The sequence below is a fragment of the Alteromonas sp. genome (assembly GCF_984505615.1).
This window is the reverse complement of record NZ_CFHOXV010000060.1, coordinates 1-16,193: the sequence shown is the minus strand read 5'-3', so window position 1 is coordinate 16,193 and position 16,193 is coordinate 1. Positions and strand designations below refer to the sequence as shown.

11 protein-coding genes are annotated in these 16,193 nt (G+C 48.9%); 5 read left to right on the top strand and 6 right to left on the bottom strand.

Translation table 11 applies throughout. The annotated features are described in order from the left end of the window. Positions 1-96: 96 nt before the first annotated feature. The gene (locus tag AC4PME_RS19525) at positions 97-1,542 is read right to left on the bottom strand and encodes a glyceraldehyde-3-phosphate dehydrogenase (RefSeq protein WP_491046812.1); all 1,446 of its coding nucleotides are present in this window, start codon (positions 1,540-1,542) and stop codon (positions 97-99) included. A 241-nt stretch (positions 1,543-1,783) separates the two neighbouring features. Between AC4PME_RS19525 and AC4PME_RS19520 the strand changes: the two genes are divergently transcribed. Then, complete coding sequence (locus tag AC4PME_RS19520; RefSeq protein WP_349586229.1) at positions 1,784-2,563, top strand: DUF2989 domain-containing protein; 780 nt, start codon at positions 1,784-1,786, stop codon at positions 2,561-2,563. A gap of 160 nt (positions 2,564-2,723) precedes the next feature. On the opposite strand, the gene msrB is transcribed toward AC4PME_RS19520, so the two are convergent. The 5 genes from msrB to malQ all read right to left on the bottom strand — a co-directional run bounded on the left by msrB (position 2,724) and on the right by malQ (position 11,354). Beyond that, positions 2,724-3,125: a peptide-methionine (R)-S-oxide reductase MsrB gene (msrB, locus tag AC4PME_RS19515; protein WP_474851983.1), complete on the bottom strand. Its 402-nt coding sequence runs from the start codon at positions 3,123-3,125 to the stop codon at positions 2,724-2,726. Between the two features lie 26 nt (positions 3,126-3,151). Further along, positions 3,152-4,699, bottom strand: coding sequence for an NADP-dependent phosphogluconate dehydrogenase (gene gnd / locus AC4PME_RS19510; RefSeq protein ID WP_119501098.1), 1,548 nt, complete (start codon positions 4,697-4,699; stop codon positions 3,152-3,154). Between the two features lie 137 nt (positions 4,700-4,836). Beyond that, the gene (gene glgX / locus AC4PME_RS19505) at positions 4,837-6,912 is read right to left on the bottom strand and encodes a glycogen debranching protein GlgX (protein ID WP_491046813.1); all 2,076 of its coding nucleotides are present in this window, start codon (positions 6,910-6,912) and stop codon (positions 4,837-4,839) included. Between the two features lie 17 nt (positions 6,913-6,929). Then, the gene (gene glgB / locus AC4PME_RS19500; protein ID WP_491046814.1) at positions 6,930-9,098 is read right to left on the bottom strand and encodes a 1,4-alpha-glucan branching protein GlgB; all 2,169 of its coding nucleotides are present in this window, start codon (positions 9,096-9,098) and stop codon (positions 6,930-6,932) included. Between the two features lie 51 nt (positions 9,099-9,149). Beyond that, a complete protein-coding gene (gene malQ / locus AC4PME_RS19495; protein ID WP_491046815.1) occupies positions 9,150-11,354 on the bottom strand; it encodes a 4-alpha-glucanotransferase in 2,205 nt (734 codons plus the stop codon). A 240-nt stretch (positions 11,355-11,594) separates the two neighbouring features. On the opposite strand from malQ, the gene gap reads away from it, so the two are divergent. The 4 genes from gap (at position 11,595) to AC4PME_RS19475 (ending at position 16,130) form a co-directional block, all read left to right on the top strand. Beyond that, the gene (gene gap / locus AC4PME_RS19490) at positions 11,595-12,590 is read left to right on the top strand and encodes a type I glyceraldehyde-3-phosphate dehydrogenase (protein WP_491046816.1); all 996 of its coding nucleotides are present in this window, start codon (positions 11,595-11,597) and stop codon (positions 12,588-12,590) included. 126 nt (positions 12,591-12,716) lie between these two features. Beyond that, positions 12,717-13,568, top strand: coding sequence for a D-hexose-6-phosphate mutarotase (locus AC4PME_RS19485; protein ID WP_303574274.1), 852 nt, complete (start codon positions 12,717-12,719; stop codon positions 13,566-13,568). A gap of 101 nt (positions 13,569-13,669) precedes the next feature. Continuing rightward, the gene (locus AC4PME_RS19480) at positions 13,670-14,920 is read left to right on the top strand and encodes a DUF3500 domain-containing protein (protein WP_491046817.1); all 1,251 of its coding nucleotides are present in this window, start codon (positions 13,670-13,672) and stop codon (positions 14,918-14,920) included. Then, positions 14,904-16,130, top strand: coding sequence for a HupE/UreJ family protein (locus tag AC4PME_RS19475; RefSeq protein ID WP_491046818.1), 1,227 nt, complete (start codon positions 14,904-14,906; stop codon positions 16,128-16,130). The genes AC4PME_RS19480 and AC4PME_RS19475 overlap by 17 nt, the downstream gene beginning before the upstream one ends. Positions 16,131-16,193: the final 63 nt, after the last annotated feature.

Below are 16,193 nucleotides of genomic sequence, written 5' to 3'. Positions count from 1 at the left end.
ATTGCCTAACTCTAAGACTAGCTTAGAGGTGAGGCGGACCATCTAATTAAACCGGTAACGCCGAAGCGATACCGGTAATAACGCCTGCGCTAACAATTATGCAGGTAACGTTGGGAAAGTGATCCCAGCCATGTCGCGCACTACACGCATCACCTGGCAGCTGTATCCGAATTCATTGTCATACCACACATACAGAGTAAGACGGTTATCAGCGACGATTGTTGCCTGTGAATCCACCACACTCGCAGCACGTGAACCCACCAGGTCAGTTGAAACGATTTCTTTACTGGCTGTGTAGTCAATCTGATGCTGCAACGATGAGAACAGAGCCGTATCCCGCAGGAACTCATTCACCGCCAGCTTATCGGTAGAAGTTTTCAGGTTAAGGTTCAGAATAGCCATAGACACGTTTGGTGTAGGTACACGAATCGCGTTACCAGTCAGCTTCCCGGCCAGTTTCGGATAGGCTTTTGCTACTGCTTTCGCAGCGCCGGTTTCAGTGATCACCATATTAAGCGGTGCACTGCGGCCCCGGCGGTCAGCTTTGTGGTAGTTATCAATGAGGTTCTGATCGTTGGTGAAACTGTGTACGGTTTCCACGTGACCGGAATCAATACCGTACTCTTCATCCAGCGCTTTCAGCACAGGCGTGATTGCATTCGTTGTACAACTGGCGGCTGACAGGATTGTGTCTTCTGCCAGAATGTCTTCATGATTAACGCCGTGAACGATGTTTTTAATGTCACCTTTACCGGGAGCAGTCAGTAATGCCTTCGCAGCACCTTTGGCTTTAAGGTGCAGACCCAGACCGTCGCGGTCGCGCCACATGCCGGTATTGTCAACAACGATAGCATTATCGATACCGTATTTGGTGTAGTCCACTTCATCCGGGCTGTTTGCATAGATGATTTGAATAAAAGAACCATTAGCTTTAATGGCCTGGCGCTCATGATCAATTGTGATACTGCCATTGAACGGACCGTGTACCGAATCACGACGAAGTAAGCTTGCGCGCTTTTCCAGGTCGCCGTCTTTGCCGCCACGCACAACAATCGCACGCAGACGCAGCTTGTTCGCTTTGCCCTGTCTTTCTATCAGAAGACGGGCAAGTAAGCGGCCGATACGGCCAAAGCCGTAAAGCACCACATCCTGAGGCGTCTGCTCATCGTCTTTACCGGCTACATCAGCCAGCTTTTCCTGCAAATAAGCATTTAAATCGGTCTGATCGACGGCACTGCCGTAATGGAAATCAAAAGCCAGTTTACCAATATCAATATGTGCCGGCGCGAGGGGCATTGCTGTTAACGCTTCAAGTACAGGAAAGCTCTCCCGTAAACGCAGTTTAATGCCTTCATGTAAACGCACTTTGCGATGCGCTTTAACGATATCGATGACACTGGCACCCAGTAACGAACGGCCATACACAGACACTTCTACTGAATGATTTCTGTAGAGTTTACCGATGAGCGGCATCATCATTTCCGCGTATTCCTGACGTTCCTGCCAGCTGCTTTGCAATTCCTGTTCAAACTGTTGATTCATGCCTTTGCCTTAACCATTAAAAATTAACCGGACAGTCCACGCAGAAAGCTTCATAATTGTAGGGTACACTAAGGTGTAAAAGTCGTTGTCTGCGTGGAACGGACTTATTCTAAGAAAACCATCAAGGAAGACCAAACTGTTGAAAATTTTCAGTATTTCATCATTTAAGCTACAAACACCCCGATCCTTTAGTAATTTTCCAACACAACTGGCGAAATGCCTGCCGTTACTGATTGTAACAGTGGTATTGCCCGGTTGCGGTGATATGTTTGCGCCTAAAGTCGCCACAATTTGTCAGGATAATCCGCAAATGTGTAACGATCTCAACAGCGATGAATGGTGCCGCGGGGAAAAAGCAGAGATAATCAAGCAACGCTACCGCCACCCTGACGACGGTGAAGGTGAAGACATTTATCGCCTGATGCTGATGTTTGAAGACTACCAGCGTTGTATCGTTAACGCCTCCGGCCTGACCCACAAAAAATACAGGGACAAAGAAGCAGACCGGATGAAAGGTGTGCTGACAGCACGCAAAGAACTCGATCGTCTCAACCGTAAAACCCGCAATAGCAGTGAGCCCCTGCTCGCCTGGTATCACTGGTCCCGTTCCGGTGATGAAGACGCATTGAAACGGTTTATGGCTGCAGCCAGTGCCGGTCGCCTTAACACGCCGGAACAACTGATCGCCCTGGCGTCAATACAGGCGCAAGATGACATGAACCGCACCCGGGACACCCTGTACCGCGCGTTGAGTCTTTACAAAGATGATGAAAATGTGGATGTCTCAGTATTTCATACGCTGACAACCATCAGCATGGAACAGAAGAAGTACAAACTTGCCTGGATCTGGTCAAAAGTCGCCAGTCACTACTCCGACTCAATCAATACGCAACAACTGGAAGCAATGGCAACAAAGTTTCAGTTACCGGCTTCGCTGATGAATAACGTAGCAGATGAAATAACCGGCGCACTGGAAGACGGTGAATTCGATGCAAAGGCGCTCGGGCTTACCAAACTGTAACCGGCAGACTTCAGCATTGACCGGGGTCGCTTTTTTCAACGGATCCTGTAAGTCACTTTCACAGGAAATTTCAGTATTTCCATCCGTTATGACGAAGTCACAAACAAAAACACCGCTTTACAATAAAGCGGTGTTTATTTTTTAACCAGAAGTGAACATGTCAGCCGCGGACGACTTCATCCTCTGCAGTTTTCAAATTCAGCGATAACGAATTTACACAATACCGCTGGCCGGTCTCTGTGGGTCCGTCAGGGAAAACATGGCCCAGATGGGCGTCACAGGATTTACAGATAATTTCCGTTCTGCGCATGCCGTGACTGTTGTCTTCACGGTACAACACATTACCGTCATCTGTTTGCTGATCAAATGAAGGCCAGCCACAACCGGAATCAAACTTAGCATCCGAACTGAAAAGCGGCGCACCACAACACTTGCATATATAGGTTCCCGGACGCTTTTCGTCCAGTAATACACCCGTGTAAGGACGCTCTGTACCAGCCTGACGGGTGACACGATATTCGTCAGGTGACAGCGTTGCTTTCCAGTCTTTATCGACAGCCATGTTTGCTCCTGTGTTCGTTTACACGATTACTTTTTGATAGCAATCTGAGGACGCGCCGGATCACTCCAGTCAAGGTGAAACTTCTTACCCGCGGGTTTATCTACACGCTGATACGTGTGTGCGCCAAAGTAATCACGCTGGCCCTGAAGCAGGTTGGCCGGCAGTACTGCGGTACGGTAAGAATCGTAATAACTTAACGCTGACATCATTGCCGGACAGGGAATACCCGCCAGAGCAGCCTGTGCCAGTGATTCCCGCCAGTCTGACTGATATTGGGTGATTTGATCAGCAAAGAAAGGATCAAGCAACAGGTTCGCCAGATCTTCGTTGTTTTCGTAAGCTTTAGAAATAGATTGCAGGAATACCGCGCGGATAATACAGCCGGCACGCCAGATTTTCGCAATACCACCGAAGTCCAGCTCCCAACCGTGCTCTTTTGAAGCAACAGCCATCAACTGGAAACCCTGCGCGTATGCACAAATCTTTGAGCAATAAAGCGCATATTCCAGCTTGTCGATAGCCGCAAACTTCTCTTCATCAGAAAGGACTTTGACTTCCGGTCCCTGCAGAACTTTGCTGGCTGCAACACGCTCGTCTTTAAGGCTGGACAGACTGCGGGCAAATACCGCAGAAGTAATCGTCTGGGCAGGACTTCCCACTTGCAGTGCACTGACAGCGGTCCACAGACCGGTGCCTTTCTGACCAGCTTTATCCAGAATGACATCTACCAGTGGTACGCCGGTTTCAGGATCCAGCTGCTCCAGTACTTCAGCACTGATTTCCATCAGGTAACTGTTCAGCTTGCCTTTATTCCAGCGACGGAAAACCTCTGCAATTTCAGCGGCAGACATGTGTAAAGCAGTACGCATGACCTGATAAGTTTCGCAGATAAGTTGCATATCGGCATACTCAATACCGTTGTGCACCATTTTCACGTAGTGACCGGCACCCACAGGACCGATGTACGTGGCACAGGCTTCCCCTTCCAGCACCGGCTTACCCGGGGTGAAAGATTCGATTGGCAGACCTGTCTCAGCATCGACTTTAGCTGCAATAGCTTTTAATACCGGCTCAAGGCGTGTCCACGCGTACGGGTTGCCTGAAGGCATCAGAGAAGGACCGAAACGTGCGCCCACTTCACCGCCGGAAACCGCAGTAGAGAAGAAGATAAACTTACTTTTGTACTTTTCTTCCCGTTCGACAGAATCCGTCCACAAGCTGTTTCCGGTATCCACAACAATGTCATCGGCCTGGATGCCGGCGTCAATCAGGTGAGAACAAACATGGTCAACAGGTTCGCCGGCAGGTACCGACAGAATAACCATGTGAGGTGACTTTAATTTGCTGAGTAATTCGGTGTATGAGCTGCAGCCTTCTACACGGGCAGCCGCGTCGCCACGCTCTTCAGCATCTTTAGCAATAATCGCATCGACTTTGGTTTGATCAAGGTCGAAACAGGCTACGCGATAACCATGATCGACCAGGTTAAGCGTCAGGTTGGCGCCCATTACGCCTAAACCAATAAAACCGATATCACACTTAGTTTCAGTGTGCTTTCCATCTTCTTTTTGCATTGGGTGTCACCTCAAGTTACAGATGGCTGCGGATCATACCACCTGATAATAGTGCGAACACTAACTTATGACTGATTTTCTGCGAATTATGCTCAAATCATGACTGATTGCTTACTTGCCGTGCAGCAGTAAACCCTTTACGGCACTATCTGACTTTGTTTAAACACAGCTACGCTTCTTCCAGCCTGCAAAAATACTCTCTGGATACAAATATCCGGTTGTTCCGGTAAAGAACCGTACCGGGTATCAACCATCAGTTGCCAGGCACACTGAGGCGAGATTCCGGGCAGGTTAAAACGCTTATCCTGCAGGCTGGCATTAAAACAAAGGAACCAGTGTTCAGGGTCGTTTTCATCTTTGGTTGTACCACGGATTTCAACGCCAAACGACTGACTGTCCGGTGACTGCCAGTCTTCTGATTCTTTATCCTGTCCGTCAGGTTTATACCAGCGGATCACCGCCACATTCGTATCAAGCTGAAATAAATCGTCTTCGAGCAGTAAATGACTCAGCAACTCGCTGCTACGACGCAGTTGAATTACGTGCTGACAGAAATGCAGAAAATCAGATTCCCGTTTATTCAGCTCCCAGTCATACCAGTTAAGAGCGTTGTCCTGACAATAGGCGTTGTTGTTTCCGTTCTGGGTTTTACTCAGCTCATCACCGCCCAGCACATGAGGGATCCCCTGTGACAGCATCATCGACAAAAACATATTTCGTTTCTGACGCTCACGAAGCTGGAGAATTTTCTCGTCCTGAGTGGGCCCTTCCACACCATAATTGGCAGATAAATTGTGACCATGTCCGTCACGGTTGTTTTCACCGTTCGCCTCATTATGGCGTTCGGTGTAGCTCACCAAATCGTGAAGGGTAAAGCCGTCATGGTAGGTCACATTGTTTACCGATGTATAAACAGGCCGGAATCCCTTATGGAAAATATCCCGTGACCCCATCAGCCGCGTTGCAAACTCCGCGGTGATAGCGTGATCACCCCGCCAGAATGCTCTTAAGGTGTCACGGTAACGGTCGTTCACTTCCAGCCACGGATACGCAAAAGCGCCTAACTGATAACCGCCCGGACCAATATCCCAAGGTTCCGCCACCAGCACAGCCTGTTTCAGCACCGGGTCCTGTGAAATTGACTTGAGCAAACCGGAGTGAGGCGAAAATTGTTGCGGATCTCTGCCCAGACACACGGCGAGATCGAAACGGAATCCGTCTACACCGATAACCTCAACCCAGTAACGCATGGCATCCATAATCATTGTCGTCATGACCGGACTGGCAGTATTTACTGTATTTCCGCATCCTGAGTGATTGCTGTATACAATCTCACCGGTTTTGGTTTGCTCATACAAATAAGCCTGATGGGGAAAGAAGCCTTTAAAAGACAATACCGGTCCGCCATCTCCGCCCTCCGCGGTATGGTTGTAAACCACATCAATGATAACTTCCAGACCAGCTTCGTGATAGGCATCCACCATGGCTTTCAGTTCACGGACAGCATCCGCTTTTCCGTACCTGGGTTCAGGTGCAAAGTAGTTTACCGGATTGTAACCCCAGTAGTTGGTCATGCCTTTTTCTGTAATGTAAGGTTCCGGCATGAACGCTGACAAAGGCATAAACTGCACCGTGGTCACACCGAGATCAACCAGATGTTTTATGACATCAGGATGGGCAGCCCCTGTGTATTTGCCTTTGTCTTCGTCGGGCACAGTCGGGTGCAGCATAGTCAGCCCTTTCACATGGGCTTCGTAAATAATTCGCTGATGTGGCTGAAAGGCAGGCTTCGGCGGCCGGTCATCATTATCATGACGCACCACGACACATTTCGGCACCATAAATTGTGAGTCATGTTCATAGTGTCTGGCATTCCAGTGCAGTGGCCGGCTGAGTTTTTGCGCGTAAGGGTCGATTAACAGCTTGTCCGTCGGCACATGGTGAAGGGATTCTTCACCACGCTCCACCCTGTATGCATAATGCTGATTCTCGCCTGCACCTTCTACTTCACAATGCCAGACTGAACCGGTTTTGGCCGGCATCACAATCTCTGCAACCGGTTCCTCTGTATCACTTTGGAAAAGGCACAGCACGACAGCTCTGGCATCCGGCGATTCAACAGCAAAATTGCAGCCGTCGCCGGTGACAGTCGCCCCCGGCGGATACGGTACGCCAGCCTTAACGTTATAGTTTACAAGTGAGTCTTGCTTCACCTTTGCCGGTTCTCCTGTTATTCATAAACCCAGTAAAGTGTTGCCAGTGGCGGTAAAGTGATTTCAATAGAATACGGCTGATTATTCCATTCCACCGCGTCAGCAGTAACAATTTCCGGTGCCGGGTAATCGCTGCCCCAGAACTCACCGCTGTCGGTATTCAGTACCAGTGAGTAAGTACCCGGATCTTCCACGCCAATGCGGAACTTCTCACGGGGAGAAGGCGTAAAGTTGTTCACCACATAGACTTTTTGCTTGTCGTCTTTGGCTTTTCTTACGAAAGACAACATACTTAGTTCAGCATAATTATGGTCTATCCAGCTGAAACCTTCATAATTGTGATCCTGCTCATACAGTGCAGGCATCGTCCGGTACAGATGGTTAAGCTTACGGTAAAGTGCCTGCATGCCTTTATGCTTGTCGAACTCCAGCAGCCACCAGTCAAGTTCACCATCGTGATTCCATTCCCTTGACTGGGCAATTTCATTACCCATGAAATTCAGTTTTTTACCCGGGTGACCATACATGAAACCGGCATAGCAACGCAGATTTGCCGCCTGCTGCCATTCATCTCCCGGCATTTTACCAATCAGGCTGCCTTTTCCGTGCACGACTTCATCGTGGGAAATCGGCAATACAAAGTTTTCATCGAAGGCATACACCATGGAAAAGGTGATCTCACCGTGATGATAGCGGCGATACGCCGGATCTTTACTGATGTAATGCAAGGAATCGTGCATCCAGCCCATATTCCACTTAAAGCCGAAGCCGAGACCGCCTTCGCTCACCGGTCTGGATACGCCCGGGAATGAAGTGGACTCCTCAGCAATGGTCATTGCGCCGGGGAAGTGCCGGTAAACCTCTTCATTCATCCATTTCAGCAGACTGATGGCTTCGTAGTTTTCATTCCCCCCGTGCACGTTGGGGATCCACTCCCCTTCATTACGGGAATAATCCAGGTACAACATGGAGGCCACTGCATCCACACGCAAGCCGTCAATGTGAAATTTATCCAGCCAGAAAAGTGCGTTTGCAACCAGAAACTGGCGAACCGTATCTTTGCCAAAATCATAAATGCATGAATTCCAGTCCGGATGCCAGCCACGGCGGGGATCGTCATATTCGTACACATGACTGCCATCGAACCGCGCAAGGCCATGGGCATCTTCCGGGAAGTGCGCCGGTACCCAGTCAATGATGATGCCGATATCTGCCTGGTGGCACTGATCAACAAAATATTTAAAATCGTCAGGTGAACCAAAGCGGCTTGTCGGTGCGTAAAGCCCCACCGGCTGATACCCCCAGGAACCGTCGAAAGGAAACTCTGATACGGGTAACAATTCTATATGGGTATACCCCATTTCTTTCACGTAGGGGATCAGTGAATCCGCCAGTTCGTGATAACTGAGATAACGTTTCCCGCTCTCTTCAGAAGGACGGCGCCATGAACCCGGATGCACTTCATACACGCTCATGGGATTTGCGTATTTGTCTGCCTGCCGCTTCTCCATCCAGGCACTGTCATTCCACTCGTAGGCATCGTGATCGAACACTTTTGATGCATGAGAAGGATACTGCTCAGCAGCAAAGCCCAGCGGGTCAGCCTTGTGAGGTAAATCGTTACCCCAGGCATCTTTTAACTGATATTTATAGCGCTCGCCGGCAACGAGTCCCGGAATGAACAGTACCCAGTAGCCCATGTCAGTTTGTTGCATTGGATGAGTACGGCCATCCCAGCGGTTAAAGTCACCAATGACGGAAACCGCAGATGCGTTAGGGGCATAAACAGCAAAACGTGTTCCGGTAATGCCGTCTGTGGTAAGCAGTTGTGCCCCGCCCTGCCGGTAAAGATTTTCAGGCTGATGATCGATAAAGTGCACAGCATGAAATGCTTCTTCACGGAACTGGTACGGGTCGGTGAAGCTGTATTCGCTATCTGCCGTTGTCACCTGCAACTCATAACGCTGTGCAGGTTTTAACTTTTTTGATAGTGCAGAAAACAGAGCTGTGTCGCCCTGTTTTTTGAGTTTGATGATTTCTTTGCGGGTTTTTAAACAGCGGACTGACACTGTTTTGGCTTCCGGGATATACGCGGTAACCGTTACGCCATCTTCACTTTGCTGATTACCAAGTACGGAAAAAGGCTGACTGCACCGCGCTTGTGCCAGTTGCTGCTCTACTACCATTTGTTACTCCTGCAAGGTCTGCCGCACAATACGGCAGACTGCAGAACATCCCTAATCTGTGCTGGCCTGCTTTCTGACAGCGGTCAGCTTAGCTGCCAGGTTAGTGATGTCCTGATTGTCAAAAATAGTCTCTAAAGGCTGAGATAACTTCCTGCGCCAGTTAGGATATTCGTTAAACGTACCCGGTACATTAACAGGCTTATCCATTTCCAACCAGTCTTCAAGTTGCAGACTGAGTAACGCACTGGAACCTGCCGCCATATGCAATTGCATACCGCGGTTAAGTTCGGTAGTCATTCCCGTCACATTCACATCACGGCTGATGTTGTCACTAACGGAATGGTGACCGTGCAAGGTATCCAGTATCGCCTGTTTATTTTTATGCCTGTCGTGATACAACACAGACAATATTTCATCAGTAGGATACAAACCAAGCTCTTTACCCAGTTCAAGATCGAGGCAATGCCAGAAGCCGGTCAAAGTTGGCATATCGTGGGTTGTCAGTGTCGACATAGATTGCACAGGATAATGGGCCGGTGAATAAAAACCACCATCTTTAGCCTGCTCAAAGAAGAACACCCGGTACGAATGAACACCGTTATCCGCCAGTTTTTCACGGATTTCTTCAGGTACCGTACCCAAGTCTTCACCAATCACCAGACTCTGGTTACGGTGGCTTTCCAGCGCCAGAATGGCCAGCAGATCGTCGACAGGATAATAAACGTAGCCACCATCTTTTGCATGGTCACCTTTAGTCACCCACCACAGACGGAGCAATGCCATAACATGGTCAATACGCAAAGCACCGGAACCGGCCATGTTGGAAGCAAACAAGTCAATGATTGGCTGATAGGCCTGTTCGTAGAGCTTGTACGGGTCCATGGGCGGCAGCCCCCAGTTTTGTCCGAGTGGCCCTAAAATATCCGGCGGCGCCCCCACAGAGGCACCGGTACAGTACAAGTCTTTGTTACCCCAGATTTCTGCACTGCCTTCACTGACACCTACGGCGAGATCACGGTATAAACCGATAGCCATGCCGGCATTAGTTGCCACATCACTGGCGGCCTGTAATTGCAACGCAGCCTGCCATTGCAGGAACAGGTAAAAAGAAACCCGCTTTTTATTCTGTTCTCTGAATACCGCTACATCAGGTTTGTGGTATTCACGGAATTCCTCAGGAAATACCGGCCAACCCCAGGAAGGCTTACCTTCTTCAGCCAGCTTTTCCTGCAACGTATCGTACACCGCCAGCATATCAAGGCTTTCTCCACCGGCTTCCACAAACGCTTTAAATGCTTTGTTCTGTTTTGTATTTTTAGTCAGGTACTTGTTGTAGTACACGTCGAACAACGCGGTGAGTGCAGGCAGTTTAAGTGATGCAATGGCAGCATAGTCAACCAGGTCAGCTGCTCTTGCCGCTGCAAGTTTTTCCTGAAAAGCCGCGTCATTCACAATGGTCTGCACACTGGCGTCGTCAAAACAGGGCATGGCAGTCACATCGAGGTATAAATAATTAAGCCAGCGACGTGAAGACGGTCCGTATGGGCTGCAGGCATCAGGGTTCGCCGGATACAGCGCATGAATAGGGTTCAGACCGATAAACTCTGCTCCGGTGCCAGCGGCCTTTTCGGTTAATAAAGCCAGATCTGAGAAGTCGCCCATGCCCCAGTTTTTCTGACTGCGTACACAGTAAAGTTGCACACTCAGGCCCCAAATCTTTTTACCGGCAGCAATGGATTCAGGAATGAAGCAGGCTGAAGGTGCAATAATAACCCGCATACTGCAAAGCGGTTCATCATCCCCTTCCACCGATAAGCTGAGTGTATGATAACCCGTGGGCGGCTGAACCGGCAGTGTGACAGCGTATTCGTGATATTCCACGTCTTCCAGCTGGGCGACATTTACCAGTGTTTCGTCAACCGGTGCAAAAGTGTGGACGAATGTCTGTCCATCTTCAAAAGAGAGCGCTACAGTATACTCATCGGTTACCAGTTCTATCGGTAACCGTACAGAAAACGGAACGGTGTCTGATTGGCGTAAAACCTGTACCGGGTTGAGCGGAGTCTGCCAGATTTTTCTGGCTTCTTCAGAAAGCTGTTGTTCTATAGCAGCTTCATTGCTGGTGTCGTAACCCAGTGCATTAAGTAATTTGGTCTGGCTTGATTCTGAAATCGTGGCAGGTTTGCCCCACGCATCAACATAGTGGGTCTCTATGCCGCGCATCTCAACCAGCTGTTGTAAAACGGGATTTGTCATTTTATCTATTCCTGTTTCCCGTGTTGATAATGTTAAGGCAACGGCCGCGCATTCTCATCAACACATTATTTTGAGCATTATCAGTTAAAGACCCGATACAACGAAACTGAATACGTTTGCATAATTCATAGTTGTAATTTTGCAACATTTTTTGCTTTTTACTTTGCCAATTATGCCATTTTGATCCATACTTTACGTAATTTTTTTTCACTTGTACCAAAATACAATTAGAGGTATGACATGACTATTCGCATCGGTATCAATGGTTTTGGACGCATTGGTCGTTTGGTAATGCGCGCTGCACAAAAGCGTGACGACATCGAAGTTGTTGCTATCAACGATCTGCTGGACACAGATTACATCGCTTACATGCTGAAATATGATTCAACCCATGGCGTTTTTGATGGTGAAATAAAGGTAGACAATAACCAGCTGATAGTAAATGGTAAAACTATCCGTGTTACATCAGAAAGAAACCCTGCTGACCTGGCATGGAACGATGTAAACGTTGATGTTGTTGTTGAATCTACAGGTTTGTTCCTGACAAAAGATACTGCTTCAGCTCACCTTGAAGCCGGCGCAAAGAAAGTGGTGATGTCTGCACCATCTAAAGACGACACGCCTATGTTCGTTATGGGTGTTAACCACGGTGAATACGATGGCCAGACTATCGTTTCTAATGCTTCGTGCACCACAAACTGTCTTGCGCCTCTGGCGAAAGTACTGAACGACAAATTCGGTATTGTTGATGGTCTGATGACGACTGTTCACGCGACGACAGCAACACAGAAAACGGTTGACGGTCCTTCTCATAAGGACTGGCGCGGTGGTCGTGGTGCGGGCCAGAACATCATTCCATCTTCTACCGGTGCTGCGAAAGCCGTTGGTAAAGTTATCCCTGCCCTGAACGGTAAATTAACCGGCATGGCATTCCGTGTACCTACTCCGAATGTTTCAGTTGTTGACCTGACAGTGAATCTGGCAAAGCCAACCACTTATGAAGCTATCTGTGAAGCAATGAAGGAAGCGTCTGAAGGTGAACTGAAAGGCATTCTGGGTTACACCGAAGATGCTGTTGTGTCTAATGACTTCCTGGGCGACGCACGCACTTCTATCTTCGATGCAGATGCAGGTATCGCTCTGACTGACACATTCGTTAAAGTTGTATCCTGGTACGACAACGAATGGGGTTACTCAAATAAAGTACTTGATTTGGTTCAGCATATTTCAAAATAATGCGAACATGCCCTAACCGGGTGATAAGCAAGATAAAAATGTAAAAAAGGTGCGATTTGCTATCGCACCTTTTTGTTTTTGGATGCACAATAATAACCGGACTTTATTTTGGCAAGGAGATGTCACATGAGTATTCCCGACTCTGTAACTGTTGAAGAATCTTCAGGGATTACCTTTTTAAACGTAGACAATCAGTTTGCCAGCAGCCGTATCAGCTTATTTGGCGCGCATGTACTGTCATTCATTCCAAAATCTGATGATCGTGACCGTCTATGGCTCAGTCCTCATGCGTTCTTAAACGGTGAGCGCCCGATCCGTGGTGGAATTCCTCTTTGCTGGCCATGGTTCAGTGATGATCATGGCCGTGAGAAAGGTGAACTGCCCTCTCATGGTTTTTTGCGCACCCAAAGCTGGCAGATTCAGTCTTCTGAAGACACCGGAGACGGCACACGCATTGTTCTTACCCCCACATTCAGCCGTGGTGAAGGCTTTGAATATGATTGCAAAGTCAGCTACGAAATTCTGGTGGGTAAAACCCTGTCGATTACATTGAAGACAGAAAACACCGGAATCGTGCCGTTTTCATTCAATGCAGCAATGCACACCTATTTTTCAGTGGCAGATATCGCGCATACCAAAATTACAGGTATTGAAGGCGAGTACAAAGACAAACTGGAAAACTGGGCATTAAAGCCTGCCCCGTCTCCGTATACTTTCAGTGGTGAAACAGACCGCATTCATCAGCATGCTGCTCCTGACGTAACCGTTTATGTAGAAGAGAAGCCATTTACGCGCGTAACGTCTATGGGACACGATTCTCTGGTGGTCTGGAATCCCTGGCAAGGGGCTGCTTCTATCGCTGACATGGACGCGTTTGGTTTCAGACATATGTTATGTATTGAGACAGCCGTGACCAATGGATGCACGCTGGCACCCGGCGAAAGCCGCAGCGTCACGCAAATTGTTTCCCCCCTTTAGTCAGCCAGGGTAAAGGCTGTGTAAAGCTTTGTTAAAAAGCTTTTTTGCAAGTACTCCGCAGCAAATAATGAGAACTGTTCTTATTTGTTGCGGAGCGCTTTGTGAAACCTACCCCATTTCTCTATCTTTTCCTGGCTGCATTGTTACTGTCCGGTTGCGGCGGTTCAGACAGTTCAGATCTAACCACAGTAGAAACAGAAACCGGTTCAACATCAGATGACAGTTCAACCGGTGATACCGGCAGCGACGATTCGTCAGATGACTCAGACGAAAGTGATGACGACACTGCAGACGACAGCGACGATGAAGCCGCAGACGATTCTGCGTCTGAAGAGACGGCCACGGAAAGTCAGTGTGACGATACGTCCACAGCGCAAATGGACGAACTGATTTGCGCCACTGAGAACTTCATCGCTACCCTCACCACCACTGAACAATCAGCCATTTTGTATGAGTGGGATAATTCCAATACCGAAAGGACAATCTGGTCAAATTTACCCACCGGCAATGTGCAGCGAAATGGTATGCGCATCGGCGAATTATCAGATACAGCTTACGACGCGCTTATCACGGTTGCACAAACGTTATTAAATGATGCCGGATACGAAGATTTTCGCGGCGTACTGGCTGCTGATGATTATCTGCAGGAACAGGGGGGCGGAAGCACTTACAGTTCTGCGAACTATTACATCGCAATATTCGGAACCCCCGGCCGTGAAGATAACTGGATGATTCAACTCGGTGGCCATCACCTCGCCTACAACGTGACTATGGTGGAAGGTACCGGTTACCCTGTGCCTAATCATATTGCATCAGAGCCTAAATCTGCTTTTGAACTCAACAGTACGACGTATGCGCCGCTGGTAGATGAAGGTGATGCGATGGTAGCCATGTTTGAAGCGCTATCTGAGGATGAATTCTCAGACGCATATCTGAGCGGTGAATCTTATTCTGATGTACTTGTTGGGCCCGACAACGGAAGTGGCGTACAGCCAAATGACTATCCTGTTGGCGACGATCGCGGCGGTATTAACGTAGCTGCCTTAAGCGAAACGCAGCAGGCACTGGTCATTGCGGCAATCGCCGAATGGGTGGATGACTACCAGAGCGATATTTCTGACGCTCTGATGGCAGATTACACAACAGAAGCGGCACTGGCGGATACCTATATCGCATGGGCAGGCTCGGAATCAGCAGGCGTTGATGTTGACCAGAGCGGCACCTACATGAGGATCGACGGTCCCCGCGTATGGATTGAAGTCGCCTGTCAGGGCGGTGTAGTCATTCGCGGTCAGACCCACTATCACACTGTCTATCGTGATAAGGAAATGGATTATGGCAATACGCTGTAATCTGTTACTTTTGATGGCAATAGCCTGGTTACTGGTAACCTTGCCGGTTGCTGCCCATCCGGCTTCTGCCACTAAAATGACAATTCATCAGAGCGCCGGTACGCTGAAGATTGAATTATTATTGCCACTGGACCAGTTACAGCAGGCCAATCCCATTTGGCCTGCGCTCACCGCTGAAAGTCCTTCACAGCTGCACAACCGCATGGCTTCATATCTTGACGAACACCTGATTGTCACTGCCGCGGACACGATGCACGAAGAGGTTTATGCCATACAAACTGACGCTCCCCGGTTTCAGCAGTGTGATTATGAGACCTGCCTGGTTGTGAGCGTAACAGCCGCAACTGAGCACGTACATCAGCCATCATCACTGGTGGTTCAGTACGATGGCATCACGCACAGGGTGCGCAATCACCGCACCCTTGTATCAGTCAGCAATGCAAGCGGAGATGGCCCTGCAAGCCATGCTACCGTGCTGTCCTGGCGGCATACGTCTGTCAGCCTGAAAGCTGCGGCCCTGAGCATCACTGATCTGCTCCTCCGCTACTTTACTGCCGGCCTCCATCATATCTTTGCCGGTACAGACCATTTGCTGTTCCTGTTTTGTTTGTTGTTCACTGTAGTCAGTGCATCAAAACAGCATAACTGGCGTAAAGGGTATACATGGCGACAGGCATTGATCATGATATCCCTATTCACCGCTGGCCATACAGTATCACTGGCTTTATCTGCGACCGGTGTACTGAGCATGCCTGTGTGGTTAACTGAAGCGTGCGTGGCTGCAACGGTTCTGGTGACAGCGGTATTGTTGCTGATTCATCCGGTGCGACTTCACAAAGTACCGGTATTACTGTTCGGCGTGATCCATGGCGTCGCCTTTTCAGAAGTCATGCAGGGGCTGCCGCTTGATACAGTAACAAGGTTACTCGCGGTGGCGGGGTTTAACGCAGGGGTTGAGGTATTTCAGGCGGCGCTGAGTGTGGTAGTACTGCCACTGCTGTTAATGGTATCCCGCTATACTACTTTTGCAATAACGCGGGCCATATTTGCTTTCCTGACAGCTTGCTTTGGCTTTAACTGGCTGACAGAGCGCATTGTGACAGAACCGGGTTATGCCTGGCTGATAAGTGCTGTGGTGTTGATTGCTGCAGTGATAACCGCCTTCAAACTGCCGCCTTCACAAGCCGGAATCCAACACCATCAGGCATAAGCATTTAAGCAGACATAAAAATGTATGGTCCGCCTCGTTATTGCAACAGTAAATGTCGATAAC

Coding starts and splice junctions, on each gene's coding strand:
- glgB (WP_491046814.1), bottom strand. CDS start 9,098: ATGGTAGTAGAGCAGCAACTGGCACAAGCGCGGTGCAGTCAGCCTTTT.
- gnd (WP_119501098.1), bottom strand. CDS start 4,699: ATGCAAAAAGAAGATGGAAAGCACACTGAAACTAAGTGTGATATCGGT.
- gap (WP_491046816.1), top strand. CDS start 11,595: ATGACTATTCGCATCGGTATCAATGGTTTTGGACGCATTGGTCGTTTG.
- malQ (WP_491046815.1), bottom strand. CDS start 11,354: ATGACAAATCCCGTTTTACAACAGCTGGTTGAGATGCGCGGCATAGAG.
- AC4PME_RS19525 (WP_491046812.1), bottom strand. CDS start 1,542: ATGAATCAACAGTTTGAACAGGAATTGCAAAGCAGCTGGCAGGAACGT.
- msrB (WP_474851983.1), bottom strand. CDS start 3,125: ATGGCTGTCGATAAAGACTGGAAAGCAACGCTGTCACCTGACGAATAT.
- AC4PME_RS19485 (WP_303574274.1), top strand. CDS start 12,717: ATGAGTATTCCCGACTCTGTAACTGTTGAAGAATCTTCAGGGATTACC.
- AC4PME_RS19475 (WP_491046818.1), top strand. CDS start 14,904: ATGGCAATACGCTGTAATCTGTTACTTTTGATGGCAATAGCCTGGTTA.